At 44.9% G+C, this 19,205-nt stretch carries 17 protein-coding genes; 11 read left to right on the top strand and 6 right to left on the bottom strand.

Annotated features, from left to right (window positions below; translation table 11 throughout):
• The first annotated feature begins 1 nt into the window (after position 1).
• The 11 genes from OC23_RS08475 (at position 2) to OC23_RS08425 (ending at position 12,095) form a co-directional block, all read left to right on the top strand.
• Positions 2-1,525 carry a PepSY-associated TM helix domain-containing protein gene (locus tag OC23_RS08475; RefSeq protein WP_038344156.1) on the top strand — a complete coding sequence of 508 codons (1,524 nt, stop codon included), beginning with the start codon at positions 2-4 and terminating at the stop codon, positions 1,523-1,525.
• A complete protein-coding gene (locus tag OC23_RS08470; RefSeq protein WP_038344155.1) occupies positions 1,522-1,863 on the top strand; it encodes a hypothetical protein in 342 nt (113 codons plus the stop codon). The genes OC23_RS08475 and OC23_RS08470 overlap by 4 nt, the downstream gene beginning before the upstream one ends.
• A gap of 125 nt (positions 1,864-1,988) precedes the next feature.
• Entirely contained in the window at positions 1,989-2,615 is a 627-nt protein-coding gene (locus OC23_RS08465) for a GNAT family N-acetyltransferase (protein ID WP_038344154.1), read from the top strand.
• A 232-nt stretch (positions 2,616-2,847) separates the two neighbouring features.
• A complete protein-coding gene (locus tag OC23_RS08460) occupies positions 2,848-4,158 on the top strand; it encodes an MFS transporter (protein WP_038344153.1) in 1,311 nt (436 codons plus the stop codon).
• A 337-nt stretch (positions 4,159-4,495) separates the two neighbouring features.
• Positions 4,496-6,625 (top strand): bifunctional mannitol-1-phosphate dehydrogenase/phosphatase, encoded by a 2,130-nt coding sequence (gene mtlD / locus OC23_RS08455; protein ID WP_038344151.1) that lies wholly within the window; start codon positions 4,496-4,498, stop codon positions 6,623-6,625.
• A 125-nt stretch (positions 6,626-6,750) separates the two neighbouring features.
• Positions 6,751-7,371, top strand: coding sequence for a 2'-5' RNA ligase family protein (locus tag OC23_RS08450; RefSeq protein ID WP_038344149.1), 621 nt, complete (start codon positions 6,751-6,753; stop codon positions 7,369-7,371).
• A gap of 2 nt (positions 7,372-7,373) precedes the next feature.
• Complete coding sequence (gene cobU / locus OC23_RS08445; RefSeq protein WP_038344148.1) at positions 7,374-7,892, top strand: bifunctional adenosylcobinamide kinase/adenosylcobinamide-phosphate guanylyltransferase; 519 nt, start codon at positions 7,374-7,376, stop codon at positions 7,890-7,892.
• A gap of 1 nt (position 7,893) precedes the next feature.
• The gene (gene cobT, locus OC23_RS08440; protein WP_038344146.1) at positions 7,894-8,964 is read left to right on the top strand and encodes a nicotinate-nucleotide--dimethylbenzimidazole phosphoribosyltransferase; all 1,071 of its coding nucleotides are present in this window, start codon (positions 7,894-7,896) and stop codon (positions 8,962-8,964) included.
• On the top strand, positions 8,954-9,562 hold the full coding sequence (locus OC23_RS08435) for a histidine phosphatase family protein (RefSeq protein WP_038344399.1): 609 nt from the start codon (positions 8,954-8,956) through the stop codon (positions 9,560-9,562). The genes cobT and OC23_RS08435 overlap by 11 nt, the downstream gene beginning before the upstream one ends.
• 99 nt (positions 9,563-9,661) lie before the next feature.
• Positions 9,662-11,245, top strand: a complete 1,584-nt coding sequence (locus OC23_RS08430; RefSeq protein ID WP_038344145.1) for a histidine-type phosphatase — start codon at positions 9,662-9,664, stop codon at positions 11,243-11,245.
• Between the two features lie 103 nt (positions 11,246-11,348).
• Positions 11,349-12,095, top strand: a complete 747-nt coding sequence (locus tag OC23_RS08425; RefSeq protein ID WP_038344144.1) for an adenosylcobinamide-GDP ribazoletransferase — start codon at positions 11,349-11,351, stop codon at positions 12,093-12,095.
• Positions 12,096-12,131: 36 nt separating this feature from the next.
• On the opposite strand, the gene OC23_RS08420 is transcribed toward OC23_RS08425, so the two are convergent.
• From OC23_RS08420 to OC23_RS08395, 6 genes are all read right to left on the bottom strand, one after another.
• The gene (locus OC23_RS08420) at positions 12,132-14,240 is read right to left on the bottom strand and encodes a TonB-dependent receptor (RefSeq protein WP_038344142.1); all 2,109 of its coding nucleotides are present in this window, start codon (positions 14,238-14,240) and stop codon (positions 12,132-12,134) included.
• A 69-nt stretch (positions 14,241-14,309) separates the two neighbouring features.
• Positions 14,310-14,816, bottom strand: a complete 507-nt coding sequence (locus OC23_RS08415) for a hypothetical protein (protein ID WP_038344140.1) — start codon at positions 14,814-14,816, stop codon at positions 14,310-14,312.
• 129 nt (positions 14,817-14,945) lie between these two features.
• The gene (locus OC23_RS08410) at positions 14,946-16,037 is read right to left on the bottom strand and encodes a 3-deoxy-7-phosphoheptulonate synthase (protein WP_038344138.1); all 1,092 of its coding nucleotides are present in this window, start codon (positions 16,035-16,037) and stop codon (positions 14,946-14,948) included.
• Positions 16,038-16,155: 118 nt separating this feature from the next.
• On the bottom strand, positions 16,156-17,043 hold the full coding sequence (locus tag OC23_RS08405) for a sulfite exporter TauE/SafE family protein (protein ID WP_038344136.1): 888 nt from the start codon (positions 17,041-17,043) through the stop codon (positions 16,156-16,158).
• Between the two features lie 326 nt (positions 17,044-17,369).
• Positions 17,370-17,648: a hypothetical protein gene (locus OC23_RS08400; RefSeq protein ID WP_038344134.1), complete on the bottom strand. Its 279-nt coding sequence runs from the start codon at positions 17,646-17,648 to the stop codon at positions 17,370-17,372.
• Positions 17,645-19,204 carry a PepSY-associated TM helix domain-containing protein gene (locus tag OC23_RS08395; protein ID WP_038344132.1) on the bottom strand — a complete coding sequence of 520 codons (1,560 nt, stop codon included), beginning with the start codon at positions 19,202-19,204 and terminating at the stop codon, positions 17,645-17,647. The genes OC23_RS08400 and OC23_RS08395 overlap by 4 nt, the downstream gene beginning before the upstream one ends.
• Position 19,205 lies beyond the last annotated feature (1 nt).

Here is a 19,205-nt window from a genome sequence, read left to right as displayed (position 1 = left end):
GATGGGCTTTCGTCAAATTCAGGCCATTCTGCATCGCTGGTTTGGCATCATGGTTCTGTGGGTCATCTTTTTTATTTTCCTGACAGGTTCAATTGCCTATTTCCGTACAGAAATAAATATCTGGTCACAACCTGAGGCGCTCAGCCAGATTCAGAGCCTACCGACTCCCCAGACTTCGGCACAAACAGCGTTTAACTATCTCAACCAGCATGCCGCTGATGCAAAAAGATGGCGCGTAACGGTGGCCAATGAACGTATGCCGGTCAATCTGCTTCAATGGCAGGATCAGACAGGTAAACACCAGCAATTGCAAAATCCCGTGACAGGAGAGTTACTTAATCCTGTACGCCAGACCTTGGCCGGCGATTTCTTTTTTAAACTGCATTACACCCTCTATCCACTCCCGGGCCAGATCGGGAGTTTTATCGTGGCAATTGTCGCCCTGATCTTACTGATCAGTTTAATCACGGGTGTGATCACGCATAAAAAAATCATTAAAGAATTTTTTGTGTTCCGGGCATTTAAGGGCCAGAGAAGCTTGCTTGATCTACATCATATTACAGGTGTGGTGACATTTCCTTTTTATCTGGTGATGGCATTTACCGGGCTACTGATTCTGTTTTATCTGGTGTTGCCGTGGGGACTATCCAAGCACTATGCTCAAGACGGTATTCCCCAGTTCTATAACGAGATGCAGTTTCTAAAGATGGCAAAACCACAGGTATCTTCATCTCAGCACAACATGCAGCCATTTGAGCGTTTTCTTCAACAATTGCCCGCGCAGGTACAAACAGGCGCAATACTCGATAAATTTGAAGTACAGAAACCCAATACGCCAGAGGCCATGATCACCTTTGACTATAATTATCAAAATATTATTACCTTAAATACGCCACAATATGTTTTTGCAGCCGATACGGCCGAGCCACTGGCTCAACCCCGAAATTTAAGTGCCATTGCACAACTGGCTTCAGCATCTTACGGGATTCATCTGGGTTATTTTGCCTCTTACTGGATGCGTCTGATTTTGTCTGTGATGGGGATTGTGGGGTGTGTGATGCTGGCAGCCGGTGCTTTGCTGTGGCAGAAAAAACGCATGAAAGAAGCGCATGCTTTTAGCTACAAGCTGGTACAGCATCTTAACTTTTTTACTTTTCTGGGGCTACCGTTTGCCTGTGCCAGTTATTTACTGGCGGGCCGGCTGTTACCAGCCGCATTTGAACCAAGAATAACCTATGAAGTCTCGGTCTTTTATCTGAGCTGGCTGTTGAGCTTGCTGATCAGTCTTATATTGCCTGGCCGGACTGCTGTATTGGTTTTGCTGACAGTCACAGCCCTGGCTCTGTGGTTGATTCCATTTAGCAGTTTTATGTTCATTCCTGAGGCCGCCTTGTGGCAAAGTCTCCTCCATATGCGTTGGGCACTGGCCGGAGTCGATTTAGCATTGATACTGCTTGGGGGACTTTATCTGGGAGCAATATATTTTTACCGGGTCCGGTTTGATTCTGCAGGAGCCACCAAATGAGCCTTGCCGCATTATTCTGGGCAATAGTCGCCTTCATGCAAGGTTGCCTGCTGAGTCAATATGGACAAAAACAACTGCAATATGTCTGGTTAAATCAAACCCGGAAAAAGCTGTTAGGTTTTTCTGCCCTTATTTTTCTAGCAGGGTCTTTGGGCCTGAATTGCTGGCATGAGGGCAGTTCGGTGGGCCCACTCAGCTGGTTATTTGTCATTTTGCCCGCAGCCTTCTTTTTACAGCTGTTCAGCTTTTACCTGCTTAGAACATATTTTATCCAGCTCTGGTTGGCTGCAATGCTTGTTGCCATATTTTTTAGTGTTAGTAGTTGGTCCAAGGGGTAACAGGGCTTCGTGATTTCGCCCTGTTGCGGTTTTGTTTTATTAACAAAAAACCAGAAAAAGAAATTTTCCGTCTTAATAAAATTGATTATCATTATCATCTACTATTAAAGGCAAGGAATCTCTGCATGCTTACACTGTCACAAAAACTTCCAGATTATTTTGAATATCATGAAGACGGGACACAATATTACCTGCGACAGGTTCAATACCCGCAAGATATTCCTTTATTACATCAATGGATGCATGAGCCACATGTGATTCCACAATGGCAACTGAACAAGCCGGAGCTTGAGCTGCAGGTTTATTTTGACAAAATGCTGGCCGATGACCATCAACGCTTAATGATTGTAGGCATCAATGGCAAGGATGTGGGGTATACCGAAATTTATGAAGGCAAGCGGGATCGTTTAGGTCGTTATTATGACGGCGACGATAATGATCTGGGCTGGCATTTACTGTTTGGCGACAAATCGGTTTTTGGCAAAGGCTTTTTAAGACCAACCATCCGTTTAATCAGTTTCTATATTTTTGAAAATTCGCCTGCACATAAAATTGTGGGAGAGCCTGACCATACCGTAAAGCCGTATGCCGCCGTTGTTGCTGATCTTTGCTATGAAAGCCAGCGTCTTATTCCGATGCCGGAAAAAACGGCGATGCTGTATTACTGTTTTAGAGATGCGTTTTACAACAAATTCGGCGAATACTATACCGCTTCACAACAGCAGCAGGCTCAAGATTTAAGCCTGACTTAAACTGAATTAAGACTTTAACTTTATATAGGCCTCAACGTGTGTTGAGGTTTTTTTATTTATACATCTTGAGTGAATAATAAATAATATATTGTTTTATAAAACAAAAAGTTTCTATCTATAACAAAATAAAAGATTGTGATTGGATGTTTTTATGAATATCATAAATTAATTACGAATAGAGTAATAATGGATTGAAAAATTATAGTTAAAGCAACATGGAGAGGGAATAACCATGAAAGAAGTTGCGTTAAATGATCTGATTGACCAGCAAAACATCAGTTCTTATCAAAAATTTATTCTGTTGACCTGCTTATTATTGATGATCATGGATGGCTACGATATTCAGGCCATGGCCTATGCCGCCCCGATGATCATAGAGGCGTGGGGCGTCGAAAAAACCATGTTAGGTGTGGTGTTCAGTGCTAGTTTATTTGGACTGTTTGTCGGTTCATTTGTGTTGAGCTCACTATCGGACCGTTATGGCCGCCGTCCGGTCTTGTTGATTTCTACCGTGACATTTTCTGTATTGATGTTAGTCACACCGCATGTTGCCAATCTGGAACAGCTTGCGCTCATACGCTTTATCACCGGTATTTTCTTGGGCGGCATCATGCCCAATGCCATGGCCTATAGCTCTGAAATTGTGCCCAGCAAATATCGTATTTTAACCATGATGGTGATTTCCTGCGGCTATACCGTGGGGGCCATGCTGGGTGGCGCGATCTCTGCTTTACTTACGCCCATAGGCGGATGGCCGGCCATTTTCTATTTTGGCGGTATTATTCCGCTGCTCCTTTTCTTTATCATGCTGTTTAAGTTACCAGAATCATTGTATTTCTTAGGAGAAAATAAAAAGAATGAAACAACGGTTCTATTCTGGCTGAAGAAGTTTTATCCGGCACTGGAACTCAACACAGCGATCCAGATAATTGGCAATATCGGCCCTAAAAGCAAAAACTCACCTTTGGAATTATTTAAAAATAAGCGTGCTGTTTTTACCTATTCGATCTGGGTGATCAGTATCCTGAACATGATCAGCCTGTATTTTCTGGCCAACTGGTTACCGACCTTATCCAAAGAGTCCGGCCTGTCCTTGAATCAGGCCATGATGATTGGCTCAACCTTACAGCTGGGCGGTACCATTGGCAGTATTGTGATGGGATTAAAAATTGACAAGATCGGGTTTTATAAGGTCTTGGTCCCGGTCTTTATGGTGGCAGTGGTCAGTGTGGCCTTGATTGGTTATTCGGTCAGTCATATTGCCTTACTGTTTGTGATTATCTTTATTGCCGGTTTTGCCATTGTGGGTGGTCAACCTGCCATCAATGCATTATCTGCAAGTTACTATCCGGTGTCATTACGCACCACAGGGGTGGGCTGGAGTATCGGGATTGCCCGTTTAGGTTCCGTCATCGGGCCATTATTTGGCGGCTATCTGGCTAAATCGCTGGTCATCACCCATTTATTTGTGATTGCAGCCGTTCCGTCGTTATGTGTGATCATGATGTTGCTGGTTCAGGCCAGATATAGGGCAGAGGCCTGAACAGGGGCCGTGCTCTGCAGTTTTTATTGCACCATGTAATCTGTTGTTGGGCAGCAGAGCAAATCAGGCATTACAAATGTTTTATTCTCCACTTTTCGCCTGTACCCGTTGGAGCATGATTATACTGCTGTATATTTTACACAAGAAAATGACTAAAAAACATTCATTGTTTTGCAGGATATGCAAGCCATCTTTACAAATTTAGTCAACTATAGCGCTAAAAAAATTAATAGCAGAGTGTTTTTTAATCATATTTATTTCATTTGTTTACCGTTGCAAATTTGCCCTGTTTTTTTGGTTAACCTAATACATGCAATAACAAAACCAAGGAGTAAAGATGCTGATTTTTCATGACTATCCTGTTCAAGGAGCACTTTTTGACATGGATGGTACGATGTTTGATACCGAGCGATTACGCTTTCAGACCTTGAAACAGGCATCTCTGGAACTCATTGGACAAGAATTTTCAGATGAATATTTAATGCAGTGTCTCGGGCTCAGCGCACAGGCGGCAGCACAGCTTGCCCAGACCTTTTATGGCGAAGATATTCCTTATCACGCCATCCGGAAACGTGCAGATGAACTGGAGCTGGAGTCGGTTCGTCATCACGGGGTACCGATAAAAAAAGGCCTGATTCAGGTCCTGGAACGTTTGCGTAAGTCTGGCTTACGCATGGCTGTCGCCACCTCCAGCCGTCGTGCCATTGCTGAAGAATACCTGATCAATGCCAATGTCTATAAATTTTTTGATCTACTGGTGTGTGGGGATGAAGTTGAAAAAGGTAAACCGCATCCTGAAATTTTTATCAAGGCCGCCCAGAAACTGAATGTGCAACCGCAACAATGCCTGATGTTTGAAGATTCGGAAAATGGCATCTGCTCAGCCTGTGATGCAGGTGGGGTTACTATTTTATTTAAAGACATCAAAGAACCGAATGACAGCATGCTGGCCAAGGCAAATTTCTATTATCAGGATATGTATGAATGCCTGAATGCGCTGGACCAGTATATTCCTGAAATGGGCATGCCACAGTTGCAAGAACCATTTCCACAAAGTATCAATCAGCTTACGGTCGGGATACATGGTTTTGGTGCCATTGGTGGGGGCTATCTGGCACAGGTACTGTCACATTGGGACGGTTTTACCAGACCTAAACGTATTCTTGCTTCTACCCGAAACCGGCTATATCTGGAATCGGTCAACAGCTTCGGCAGTTACAGTATCCGCTATGGCCAATCTTCTTATGATGAGCGGATTGAAAACCTGACCGTGATTGATGCCGATAATCAGCAGCAAATGCTGGAGATGTATATGCATTCCAGCCTGATCGCACTTTGCCTGCCTGAACAGGCGATTGCATCCGAAGCCAAAATGATTGCCAAAGGACTATTGGCACGCTTCATGTCACAGAACACGCAGCAACATGAGCCGGTTACTTTTCTGATTATTTTGAATAAAGTCTGTGCAAAATATCTGGTTCTGAAAAATATCCGTGAAGCTTTGCTTGAAATTACCGATGAAGATATTGCAGAGCATATTCTGAGTGAGCACTATTTTTGCGATACCGTCGTGAATCGTATGGTGGCCAAGCTGACCGATCAGGCCCTGTATCGTCAGCTCAATATCAAGCACCGTTTATTCAAACAATATCAATCTGACCTGAATGATGAGTCCATCGAGCTTTCAGATGAAACCGCACTGACCGAGAAACAGGAACAGCAAATGACCAGCTGTCTGGCAGACATGCGTGGTCAATTTCAGGCCGGCCAGTTTTTGCAGAATATGGATCTGATCCTGTTCCACAGTGAAACCGATATGCCGATTTATGTGGAAAATCGCAGTCCGCTCCTGACCAAGATGCGACAAATGATTCTGGTAGAGCAAATCTCCGATATCCAGATCATTAAGAACCGTTTGTGGAACGGCTGCCATGCCATGACCGCCTGGTATGCCGCCATGCATGGGCATGACATGATCGGGATAGCCATGGCAGATAACACCATCAGGAAATATGTAGAGCAGTTGGTTGAGGAGGTCAAGTTAGGTCTGGCCAATATTGTGCCCAATCAGGCCAAAGAGCTGGACCGGATGGCTGAAAGTTTTCTGAACTCTTGCCGTTCAGCCTATAAAGATACCTGTGAACGGGTGGCACGCGATCCTCTCCGCAAGCTCGGGTTCAATGAGCGTGTCTTGGGAAGTCTGGAAAATCATATCCAGCAGCAACTGCCTTATCAAAACATTTTGCAGGGGGCGATCTATGGTTATGTGTATGCATTAAAGCGGCTGGAAATTGCCGAGCTGGACATTGTTCAGCATATCCGTAAGCATGTGGAAATGATGGATCTGACCATAAGCCAAAAGCAAGCATTGCTCGATGCGCTTTATCAGGGCATCCAGACCGAATTGAGGGAGCTTCGCTTTGCTACGCATGTGAATGAATTTAATGCCCAGTCTGTGCCGGTATAGCATTCAGCCGGCAAGTCGCCGAGATGAACTGACACAGTATTAAATCAATGTAATGGTGTGATCTGCCATTCTGTGCAGGCTTATGTTTTAATGAGGATATTCTATAGTTTACTGATCATCCTCTTGTGCGATTGAAACCCTCAACCTTGCTGTGTCCGACCGAAGACCGGGACTATCCTGAATGGCATCATGGCCGCTCAGACTACGGATTGTGGTATGTGGAAATTGAACAGCCAGAGCTAATTCAGTATCTAGACCAGATGCGGTTGCACTTTTCAGACTTGCTGCTTCCTAATCATCGCCAATATCACATGACCTTATTTGTGTGCGGATTTATGACAACAGCCAAAAAACAATATAATGATGATTTTCTGGTTCAGCAATTACAGCAGCAGATCAAACGACTTGAAGCCTTACAGCTCAATGCTTTTCAGCTGGAAATCACACAGATTGATAGCTTTAGCAGTGCCTTGTTCCTAGAGATTACAGATCGGGAGGGTGTACTCGCTCAAATTCGTCAACAACTTGCTTTGGCTAGTGATGAGATTGCTGCACTTGAATATTGCCCGCATATTACTTTAGGTGTGTACCGTGATGCTGGGTCAAGTGATACGGTATTGCAGCGGATACAACAACTTCCTCTAAAAAACCTAAAGATTCAGGTGAAAAAACTGACTTTCGGCTATTATAAGGCACAGATTTTACAGGGTTTACTGTATCCTTATCAGCAAATTGAATTAGGTTAGATATGTTGCAACTGATTTTAGGGGGCGCTCGCTCGGGCAAAAGCCGTTTGGCAGAGCAAATCGCCAAGGATTCGGGTTTATCCGTCATTTATATTGCAACAGCGCAGGCACTGGACGATGAAATGCAGCAGCGGATCGAACATCATCGACAGCAACGTCCTGATCATTGGCAAGTGTGCGAAGAACCGGTTGATCTTGCTGACCGGCTTTTGCAATGTGACCAGCCTAACCAGCTGATATTGGTGGATTGCCTGACCTTGTGGCTGACCAATTTGCTGCTGGCTGAAGACCCGGCACTACAGCAACAGCAAACCGAAAAACTTTTGGCAGTTCTGCCGCAGTTACAATCAAAAATCATTCTGGTGAGCAATGAAACGGGGCTGGGCGTTGTGCCCATGGGGCAAATCAGCCGCCGTTTTGTCGATGAAGCCGGCCGTTTACATCAGGCTCTAGGCCAAATCGCCAATAAGGTCATGTTTTGTGTAGCAGGCTTTCCAATGATTTTAAAAGATGAGAAATAACATGACTGAACAAACACAATGGTTTTTAGCTGCCGTACAACAACCTAATTTAGATGCCAAACAACAAGCCGAACAACGTCAACTGCAACTGACCAAGCCTACGGGTGCATTGGGTGATCTGGAGCAGATTGCTGTTGAGCTGGCAGCCTTGCAAGGCACAGTCCATCCCCAGATTCAGCATCCCTGGATTACAATCTTTGCTGGTGATCATGGCATCGTTGCAGAAAATATTTCGGCTTATCCGCAAGCAGTGACCCGTCAGATGCTACAGAACTTTGCAACAGGCGGTGCAGCGATCAGTGTCATTGCCAGACATCATCATGCCCATTTACAGGTGGTAGATTGTGGCACGGTCGGTGAAGCCTATGATTATGTGGGGGTTGAACGGCACTGTATCCGTGCTGGTACTGCCAATTTTACCCAGCAGGCTGCAATGACGGAACAGGAGTGCTTAGCCGCCTTGCAACTGGGTAAAGACAGCGTTGACCGCGCCAAAGCTCAAGCTGCCGATATTTTTATTGCGGGTGAAATGGGCATCGGCAATACCTGCTCGGCTTCAGCACTGGCATGTTTACTGTTAAATGAAAATGCCGCGCAACTGACAGGTGTGGGTACAGGCATTAATAACCAGCAGCTACAACATAAAATTTCGGTTATTGATCAGGCCATCCAGCTTCATCGGGCCAGTGTTGCTGATGATGCCTTAAAAATCTTGGCAGCTGTTGGTGGTCTGGAAATTGCAGCAATGACGGGGGCTTATATCCGTTGTGCACAACTGGGTCTGCCCATTGTGGTGGATGGTTTTATCAGTTCGGTTGCAGCCTTGTGTGCAGTGCGCATCCAGCCACAGTCTCGGGCATGGATGCTGTTTGGACATCAATCGGCTGAATATGGGCATCAGCGTGTGCTAAAAGCCTTAGAAGCCCAACCGATTTTAAATATGAATTTACGGCTGGGTGAAGGCAGCGGTGCAGGTGCTGCATTGTCCATGCTTCAACTGGCTTGTGTGTTGCATAACCAGATGGCGACCTTTGCTGAGGCAGCGGTGACCGGTGAAAAAGTTGCACCTTGATTTATTAAGACATGGTGCAACCACACTGAGCCATACCTTGCGTGGCCATCTGGATGATGCACTGACAGAACAGGGCTGGTTGCAAATGCAATCGACCATCCAGCGAGCAATGGATGCCGGGATGGAATGGGATGTGATTATCAGCTCGCCCTTGCAGCGCTGCCAAAAATTTGCGGCAGCATTAGCCGAACAACTCGAATTGCCCTTACGACTTAATGCTGATATCAAGGAAATGTATTTTGGCGATTGGGAGGGCGTTTCCACCCAAACTATTTATGAAAATGAACCTGAGTTATTGGCAAATTTCTGGCAATTTCCAACGCAATATCATGCGCCGAATGGGGAGTCATTGAATCAATTCCAACAACGTGTTCTGCATGGTTTTAATGAAATTTATGTTCAAATGCAGCAGCATCAATGGCACAAGGCCTTGATTGTGACACATGGTGGCGTGATCAAGTTGCTGACTTGTCTGGCACGGCAGCATAAACTGGATGATCTATTAACTATGCCCGCAGCGTTAGGAAAGCTGTATGCTTTCAACTTGGCCCAGATTGACAGTAAAATTCATTTCGATGAAAAAAGCGCAACCCGGTAGGGATTGGGGCTTGTCCGGTTTTATAGCGCGTGTAATCGAACTGTCATTAGCGCTGCCTATGATACACAACAATTTCTTAAGCTATAACCAGAATCAATCATGAAGATGCTATTAAAAAGCAGTGTGTTATGCGTGAGCATTTTATTGGCGGCCTGCAACAACGATGACCATCAACACAACCAGTCCTCAACAGAAACCGGTACACCAAGCAAATACTATCAAACCAAAACCCCTTATCAGCCTCAGCAAAACCTAAATAAATATGAAGCCATTCCATCAGGCTTCCAGCCAGTATTTACCGAACTGGTGGCTCGTCATGGTTCGCGCGGTTTATCCAGTATCAAATATGATCTGGCGCTGTATAACCTTTGGAAACAGGCCAAGGCTGAACAGGCACTTACGCCGTTAGGGGAACAGCTTGGGGCTGATCTGGAAAGCATGATGAAGGCCAATATCCTGCTGGGTTATGGAGTAGAGGGCATTCGTCAGTTCGGCTATGGTAACGAATCCATGACCGGTATTCAGGAGCATCGTGGAATTGCAGACCGGTTACTGCAACGCTTGCCTGAGTTATTTAAAACGGCGTCAACCCAGCCTGCCTCAATACTGGTACAAAGCTCGGGTGTAGACCGTGCAGTAGATAGTGCAAAATTTTTTACTGCCGAGCTGATCAGACAGCAACCGGCTTTGAAGGCACAGATTACACCAGCTTCATATACCAGTCTGGCTAGCAGTAGCGTACCTTCGGTTGAAGATGGCGGCGTTGATCGTTTTAAACTGTATTTTCATAGCTTGAATCCAGACAACGATCTGGCTCAACCGTTATCTGTTTCACAGCAGGCCATCTATGATGCCAGTCAGGCCTATCAGCAGTTTGAAGAAGACAATGCAGATCTGGCCAGTAAGCTGGCTGAACTGGCTACCCATCATCAGGCAGAGCAGATCGCCATGAATGTGCTGAAGCCGATTTTTAAGCCGGAATTTATTCAGAAACTGGGAAGCGCGGGCTATAGTTTTAGTAATAGCGGCACATATACCGTAACAGCGCCAAATGGGGAAAGCATCACTGAAAAAGGCAAGGGCAAAAACACCATCGCCAGTGCAGTGGATGCAGCAGCATACCTGTATGAACTGTATTCAATTGCTGGGGGCATGCAGACAGAGCTAAAAAATGTTGATTTCGATAAATACATGCCAGTTGAAGCGGCAAAATTCTATGCCGAATTTAACGATGCCAATGATTTTTATAGTAAAGGGCCTAGTTTTACCGAATCGGATAAAGTGACCAGTGCAATTGCTCAAGGCTTAAAACAGGATTTGTTTAAACAGGTCGATGCGATTGTGGAAAAGCAACAGACACATCGTGCGGTATTACGTTTTGCCCATGCCGAAATCTTCATTCCATTGGCGACCAGTTTAGAGTTGCTCGATATGATGCAACCTTTACCTTTACGCCAAACCTATAGTTACAATGGCAGCGCTTGGCGAGGCGAGGTGGTATCCCCAATGGCAGCGAATTTACAGTGGGATATTTATCAAAACAAGCAAGGCACAACCTTGGTAAAAATGTTCTATAACGAGAAAGAAACTTTGTTTAAGCCGAGTTGTAACTACGCACGTTATGGAAATAGCCGTTTTTATTATGATTATTTAAAGCTGAAACAATGTTATCAAATTCAATAAACTAAGATATTCAGCCGTTTCATTCGGGAATAGCCTTGCTATTCCCGATTTTATTTCTTCATAATCCATGCATGATAAATCTGATTGAGTTGAGCTGTTTCGCATGACACCTTTCTGGATTGCCTTGCAATTTCTGACAGTTTTGCCCATTGAACTTAAAGTACTGCCTGATGCAAGGCAAAATGGCCAGTCCTTACTATTTTATCCTGTGGTCGGCCTGTTGCTCGGACTGGTTTTATTTGCAGTTGCAATGCTATTGGCAAAGCTGCCTGTCATCTTGAGTGCTGCCTTGGTTTTAGTGCTATGGATCTGGCTGACGGGAGGATTACATCTGGATGGTCTGGCAGATACGGCAGACGCATGGGTGGGTGGTTTTGGTGATCCGGAACGTACCCTGAAAATCATGAAAGACCCGGCTTGCGGGCCAATCGGGGTGCTGAGTTTAGTCGTTGTCTGTCTGCTGAAATTTGCTGCACTGTATGTCTTGCTGGAGCAAAAGCTTGATCTGTTTTTAATCATACTGCCGATGCTTGGGCGTAGTGTACCATTGTTTTTCTTTCTCACTACGCGCTATGTACGCGCACATGGACTTGCCAGTTCATTGCTTGAAAATCTACCCAAAACGGCCTTATGGATGTTTTTTGTCATTACAATAGCATTGCTTTGTATGTTTTATTGGGCCGGATTGTTTGCTATGGCTGCCTTTTTGTTCATTCTCTTTTATTTACGCAGGTGCTTTATAAAGCGCATTGGCGGGTTTACCGGAGATACCGTTGGCGCTGCGATCGAGCTGGCCGAGACCGGCCTGATATTGAGCTTCGTGGTTGCCTCATTTTATCTGCGGGTTTAAAGATATGGCCGCTAGCGAAGCCATATCTTGTCGTGATTATTTTCCAAAGTGATAACTTAAGCCCAAGAGATAGGTTCGTGGTGCAGCAGGCGTATAACTGGCCTGATTATTACTAAACGAAGTACTTTCTGCATAATGCTTATCTGTGGCATTCAGGATTTGCCCATAAATCTCATAGGCATTTTTACGATAATTGGCACGCAGATTTAATAAAGTATGACCATCATATTTTTCCGTATTGGCATCATTGATCCAGTAAGAACCTACATAAACGGCTTCTGCGGACAATAGTAGCTCCGGTATTGGCTTGATCTGGTACTCAAGCGTACCAAATGCCTGAGGCGCACTTGGCATGGTATTGCCGCTGTAATCGAGTGTGCTTGAAGGTTGAAAAGTTTTGTATTCATGGCGTGCAAAGCTACCAGAAAGCTTTAGACGCTGGGCATATTGATCGCTGAATGCCCAGGTTCCACCAATTTCTATTCCCTGATGCAAGGTTTTACCTGTATTGCGCGGTTCACGGGTATTATCCGGTTTGGTGTAGTTGATGACCTCATCTTTGCCTTGTAAACGGTATAAGGTGATTTCCCCATCCAGACGATTATCCAGTATCTGGAAACGGATACCTGCATCGATATTGTTAAAGGTGGCCTCTTTCAGGTTTGGGGTCACCAGATTGGCGCCGTACAGACTGCTGACTTCTGGCGGTACAAAACCTTGTGACCAGTTACTATAGATGTCCATGGCCGGGCTAAGGTTCCAGACAAAACCGACTTGAGGGCTGGCCTTATGAAAGCTACGTGTTTCATCTGGGGCACCCGTGATTTTTGAAGGTGTCAATTTATTTTCATAGTCATAACTGATCCAGTCATAGCGTGCTCCTCCGACCAGATTTAATACAGGTAAAACCTGCCAGTTTGCCTGGGCATAAATCGCCTGATTATTGACGTCAACATTAAAATCCCGTAATAACTGACGCTGTTTATAACCTGTATAAACCAGGCTGTCCGGATCACGAAAAACCTCGATATCATTGGTTTTGGCCTGATTGGGGGAGTGATCTGCCATGGCCCCGACAATCAGTTTGACCTGATCTAGCGTAGCTGAATGCTGCATGTTTAAGCCATAGGACTGGAAGGCATTTTCTGTTGTTTGCCCGCTATAGGTACCGGTCGGTTTCCCATTTTTGATATCGGTGCGGATGCTGTAGCTTGGGTTCTGTTCCGTTGTATTATTACGGTAATACACGGTGAACTGACTTTGTTGCTGATCACTCCACTGGTGGTTGAGCTGTGAAGAAATACGGGTCGCCTCAACCTTGCGATCAGTAAAGGTCTGATAGCTATAGCCTGGACGTTTACGGTAATCTTCCAGATTGAGGTTACCGGTCATGTCGGCCTGCAGATGGCTGTAGCTGACAATATTCTTGAGTTGGGTGGCATCCGAAATGTGCCAGTCATGTCGCAAGGTGATGCTCTGCTTGTTACTTTGTGCGTGGTCTTGCCAGCTATCGCCTCGATCACTGGCATAGGCCGAAAGCCTTAAACCGTGTTCACCCCAATCGCTATCAAAGGTATTGGATGCACCAACATCGACACGGCGATATCCTTCAGAACTGGCACTGATACCAAGATCGGCTGTAGGGTTAGCACTGGGTGCTTTGGTCAGGAAATTGATGGTTCCACCAATTGCATTGCTACCATATAAGCTACTGGCAGGGCCGCGTAAAATTTCGATGCTATCAATGCCCGCCAGATTCACTTCATATAAGGCATTGTGGTTAAACACACCCACGGGGCGAATCGAAATCCCATCTTCCAGATATTGATACACTGCTGCCGTGGTCATCGGCTGGCGAATCGACATCATATGCTGTTCATTGCCCAGGTCATTCATTAATACACCCGGGGTCTGATTCAACACCTGTCCAATGAATGTTGCATGTCGATCGTCAAGCTCCGTGCTGTCGATTTTACTGATTGCAGCAGGGGTATTATTGATCGATTCACCTTCGCGGCTGGCAGTTACCACAATGGTAGCCAAGGTTTTGGTGCCAGAAGGTGCAGTTTCAGCAAAGGTAGTGCTGCTGTAGCCAACAGACAGGCACGCAGCCGTTAATACGGATAAACGGAATTGAGTATTCATGTTGAACTCTATAAAAAGCAAGAATGAGGTACCACCGTCATTGACGGGGCACGAAATAAAATTTGCGATTTATAAAGCGAGTGGCGGGGCCTGTTTGATCGGGAAAATATAGAAGATACGGGCGATGTGCAGATCTTCTGTCCACGCATGGCACAGGCAGCGAACGCGACTAAACCAGGCCAGTAGAAATACAATAATAAATGCAATGAGCGGTACAAGAGCAGCGGCATCGAGACCATGGGAACATAAAGGACAATGCTTCATGATCTGGCTTGCAAGCGCAAAAACCTGTTGTGCATATTCACTCAGTTGAGCATGTTTGCCGTGTAGCTGTGTTCCGTGATGCGTATCGTGCATGCTCATGCTATGTGGATGGTGACCTGAATGTGTCTGGGCCATCAATGTGGTATTTTGGATTTCTGTGACCTGGCAATGACTGGGCATTGCATAAAGTGCAGGGACGACGCCTGTATGGACCATCGTTGGTAAGAAGATGTGCCAGAGTAAACAAAGCACAGCAACCGCACCGAGACTGGCACGCCACTGAAGCAAATGTTGACGAAAACTGGACTTCATATCAGCGATACGTCGTAGGGAAAAAGTGGCAGCAGTATAATCAAAAAAACAGGGGAGTTCAAAAGATATCAGCCTGTTTCAAAACAAAAAAACAGGCTCATAAGAACCTGTTTTATATCTATTTAAAGATTAACGATTGGGTAAAACATCTTTTAATGCTTCATGCATTTCAAGTAATGCTTTTTCGGTGGTTTCCCAGTCAATACAGCCATCCGTTACTGATTTACCGTATTCAAGATCACACAGGTTTTCAGGGATATCCTGACGGCCACCTTTTAAGTGACTCTCCACCATAATACCAACAATGGATTTGTTACCATCCAGAATTTGCTCTGTAATGTTTTTCAACACCAAAGGCTGTAAGTACGGGTCTTTATTTGAATTGGCATGGCTGGTATCAATCATGATCTTGTTGCTGACTTTGGCTTTTGCCAACGCTGCTTCTGCTTCTGCAACAGAAGTTGCATCATAGTTTGGTTTGCCGTTACCACCACGCAAGACTACGTGTGCGTAAGGGTTACCTTTGGTATTGATAATTGCAACCTGACCATTTTCATTCAGGCCCAGGAAGCTATGACCATGTTTAACCGATTGCATGGCATTGGTCGCAACAGTCAGGCCGCCATCAGTACCGTTCTTGAAGCCAACAGGTGATGAAAGACCAGAAGACATTTCACGGTGAGTCTGGCTTTCAGTGGTACGTGCACCAATTGCAGACCATGAAATCAGGTCCTGATAATATTGTGGCGAGTTCGGATCAAGTGCTTCAGTGGCACATGGCAGACCTTTTTCGTTCAATTCAAGCAAAAGTCCACGGCCGATATGCAAACCCTTTTCGATATTGAATGAATCATTCATGTCCGGATCGTTGATTAAGCCTTTCCAGCCCACCGTAGTACGCGGTTTTTCAAAATATACACGCATCACCAGATACAAGGTGTCTTTTACTTTTTCGCTCAGCACTTTCAGGCGATCTGCGTATTCATGTGCAGCTTTAGGATCATGGATTGAGCATGGGCCAATGACAACAAACAGACGTTTGTCCTTGCCATCTAAAATATTACGTACAGTTGCACGTCCTTGTAACACAGTTTGAGACGCAGCCTCCGATAATGGCAAATCCGCTTTCAGTTCTGCTGGGGTAATCAGCGTTTGAATGCTTTTAATATTTACATCATCGATATCGGGCTGGGAAACTGGATTTGACTGTAGAGTATTCATTGCTGTCACAAATTCAATCGAAAGAAGAGGTTATTTTGTCTGCGAATATAGCATGAAATGCCGACCGGTTAACTAGCCATAACGATAATTTATCTGGAAAGCATCGGCATTTTTCAGCTTAAACAGGTGTTGCTGCATCAGTGGCTGGCTGCACGACCACAGCCTGCTGTGTCTCAACTGGCTTGGGCTTGGCCTTTACCGGGTTTACAATAAAGTTCACACCCAGGGCAAACAAGGTAATCCCGAGAATTTTACGAATCATTCTTTCCGGCATGCGTGAGCTGATTAAGGTCCCGATAATGATGGCAGGAATTGAACCGACCAGTAACCACATCAACAGGCTAAAGTCGACATTGCCAGAAGACATGTGGCTAAGACCTGCCACCGCGGTGAGTAACACGGCATGGACAACATCTGAACCGATAATACGGATCATGGGCAAATTCGGGAACATTAACACCAAGGCCATGATACCAAAAGCACCAGCGCCTACAGATGAAAGGGTAACAAAAATGCCCAGTACAATCCCCATAATGACAATGTAATGACGTTTGTGTTGTAAAGCATGCTGTTCACTTTCCATATCGGCTTGTTCACGGTTACGGAAACGGTCAAACAGCTTTTCAATTTGTGCACGAAACACAATCGAAATACCGGTCAGGGTCAACATAAAACCTAATACCATGGTCAGTACGGCTTTATAATGAGTAGATTGGCTCAGGTAATGTTCGAGTACCCAGGAGGTTGCAAAAGATGCCGGAATACTGCCTAATGCCAGCCACAATACAATAGGCCAGACAATATTCAGTTTTTTTGCATGAACCATCGAACCGCAGAATTTAGAAATTGAGGCATAGAGCAGGTCTGTACCAATGGCAATATGAGGTTCGATTTTAAACAGGCTAATCAGGATAGGGGTCATTAATGAACCACCGCCGACTCCTGTAATACCGACACAGAAGCCAACCAATACCCCAGCCATAATAAATTCAATAGGACCAAACATCGACAATATGCCTAATTATGCAAAAACCAGCATATCTTATGCTTTTTTTAGATAACTCGTTGTGATGAATAGTGATTTACTTATGCAAAAAAACGCTAAAGAAAGCAAAACTGGCTGGATTTTGAGCTGATTTTATCCGGGCTGGGCTGCTGCCAAATAATGTTGCTATGTTGATTTTGAGAGGATAGCGATTGCAGGTTTGATCAGTTGCCGTGCCGATCGAATGGGCTATACAGAGCCGCTTTATCGAGACCTGCGCTAAGGGCATTGGTTTTTAGCCATAACGCTATCCTTGGCCGAAGTTGAGGATAACGGTTGTAGCAAGCTTATTTGAGTTTTTTAGTCGGTTTAAGTTCATTTACCGATAGGATCAGTATAAAGGTCACTGGAGTGGCGAAAATCCACCAGCTTACAAACCCAACCGAATTGCCAAATTCCAGACAAAGCAGGCTACCGGCAATTAAAAAGCAGGCATAAGCTAAAGTTTTCAACTGTATTTGATGACGTATGAAAGCTTGTTGTTTGGTTTTGCTGATTTGCTTGGCGCTACATTTATACAGCAGCCACATCCCGGTCATGGTCAATATCAGGCTTAACAGAATCATGCGCTGACCTCTTGTTGCTTCGCTAACTTGGTCTTGATTTTCTGGACAGATCTGGCTTGAATCGGCTGAATATGTCTAAAAATAAACATGGCAAATAGGGCACAGGCCAGCAACACTAAGTCAACCCGCAAAAAGAACCAGTAACTGTGCAGGTCTGTGATGAATTGATGGCGAACAAGATATATCAGGTTATAGACCGGGAGAAGCAGAGCCATTAACCCAAATATGCAGATTTGTGATTTCCATAAATACTGTTTTGGGGTGAATAAGGCGATGATAAAGCTTAGTCCCCATATGCTAAAGAAAGTATAGATTTCATAGTTAGGCGTGGTTGCGGTGAGCTGAACAAGACGATTGGCAAATAAATAGCCAAGCATGGCGATCGGAAGGCCAACAAAAGTTGCAATATTTAAGCGGTCAACCAGATAGTAGCCAACATGGAATTGATCCGATTTATTTTGGATCTGACGTTTTAAGCTCCATAACAATAGGCCAGACGCAATCATCAAACAACCTAAAATACCGGAACAGAACAAGGCAAAGCGTAATAATGGTTGTGCAAACGTCGCCATATGCAGGCCATAAACACCTGCATTTAAGGTCGCAACCGCACTTTCATTTCGGGTATTGGCCAATATATTACCCTGTCCGTCAAAGGTAATTTGTGCCTGATCCAAACTGATGGAACGATCTTCCAGTTGCTTGAAGGTAATAATAGCCTGATTTGTATTTGGATTTTTTACCTCGATTGAAGCCAAGGCCTGTTCGCCCCATTGTTGTTTTACTTGTTCCAGTAAAGTGCCGATGGGTAACATCTCCGCTTTTTGCGGTTCAGCTTGATGACCGGTATTTTTTTCCGTGGTACGTATCTCGGTAAAGTATTGAAAAGGATTGTCTGGATAAAGCTTTTGCATGCCCCAAGGTAAATACAGATAAAAGAAAATCGCCAATCCGGTAAAGGTTATGGTCAGGAAAAAGGGAAGAGCGAGCACTGAACATACATTATGAAAATCAAGCCAGGAACGTTGCGATTTAAAGGTTCTCAGGGTGAAGAAATCGGTAAAGATCTTTTTATGGGTAATCATTCCAGATATCAGGGCGATGAGCATTATAAAGGCAGCAACACAGGCAATCAGCCGTCCGGCCATGATAGGAACGCCATACAGCTGAAAATGGAAGTTATAAAAGAAATCGCCGCCTTGGGTTGCCGACAGTTGTAACTCATTGCCTGTATTGGCATCCAGACTACGGCTTTCGTAAGTACCGCTGGCCTGTTGCCAGTACATTTTATTGACGGGTGCTTCATGGTTTGCCACGTTGAGATACCAAGACTTGGCATCAGCGGCATGCGTTTGCAGGTAATTGGTCGCCGTGGTGATGGCAATATCTTGATTGATATGTACCTGCGCCAGTTGCGGTTGCATCCATAAGTTAATCTGGTGACGATAGTACGAACTGGTTCCCATTAGAAAAATGGCAAACAGAAGCCAGCCAAAAATTAAGCCTGTCCAGGCATGTAGCCATGCCATTGATTGACGTACACTTTTATTTTGCATT

This window comes from Acinetobacter sp. A47 (genome assembly GCF_000805455.1).
GTDB lineage: Bacteria > Pseudomonadota > Gammaproteobacteria > Pseudomonadales > Moraxellaceae > Acinetobacter.
The sequence above is the reverse complement of the archived record's forward strand: the minus strand, read 5'-3'. Positions and strand labels throughout refer to the sequence as shown.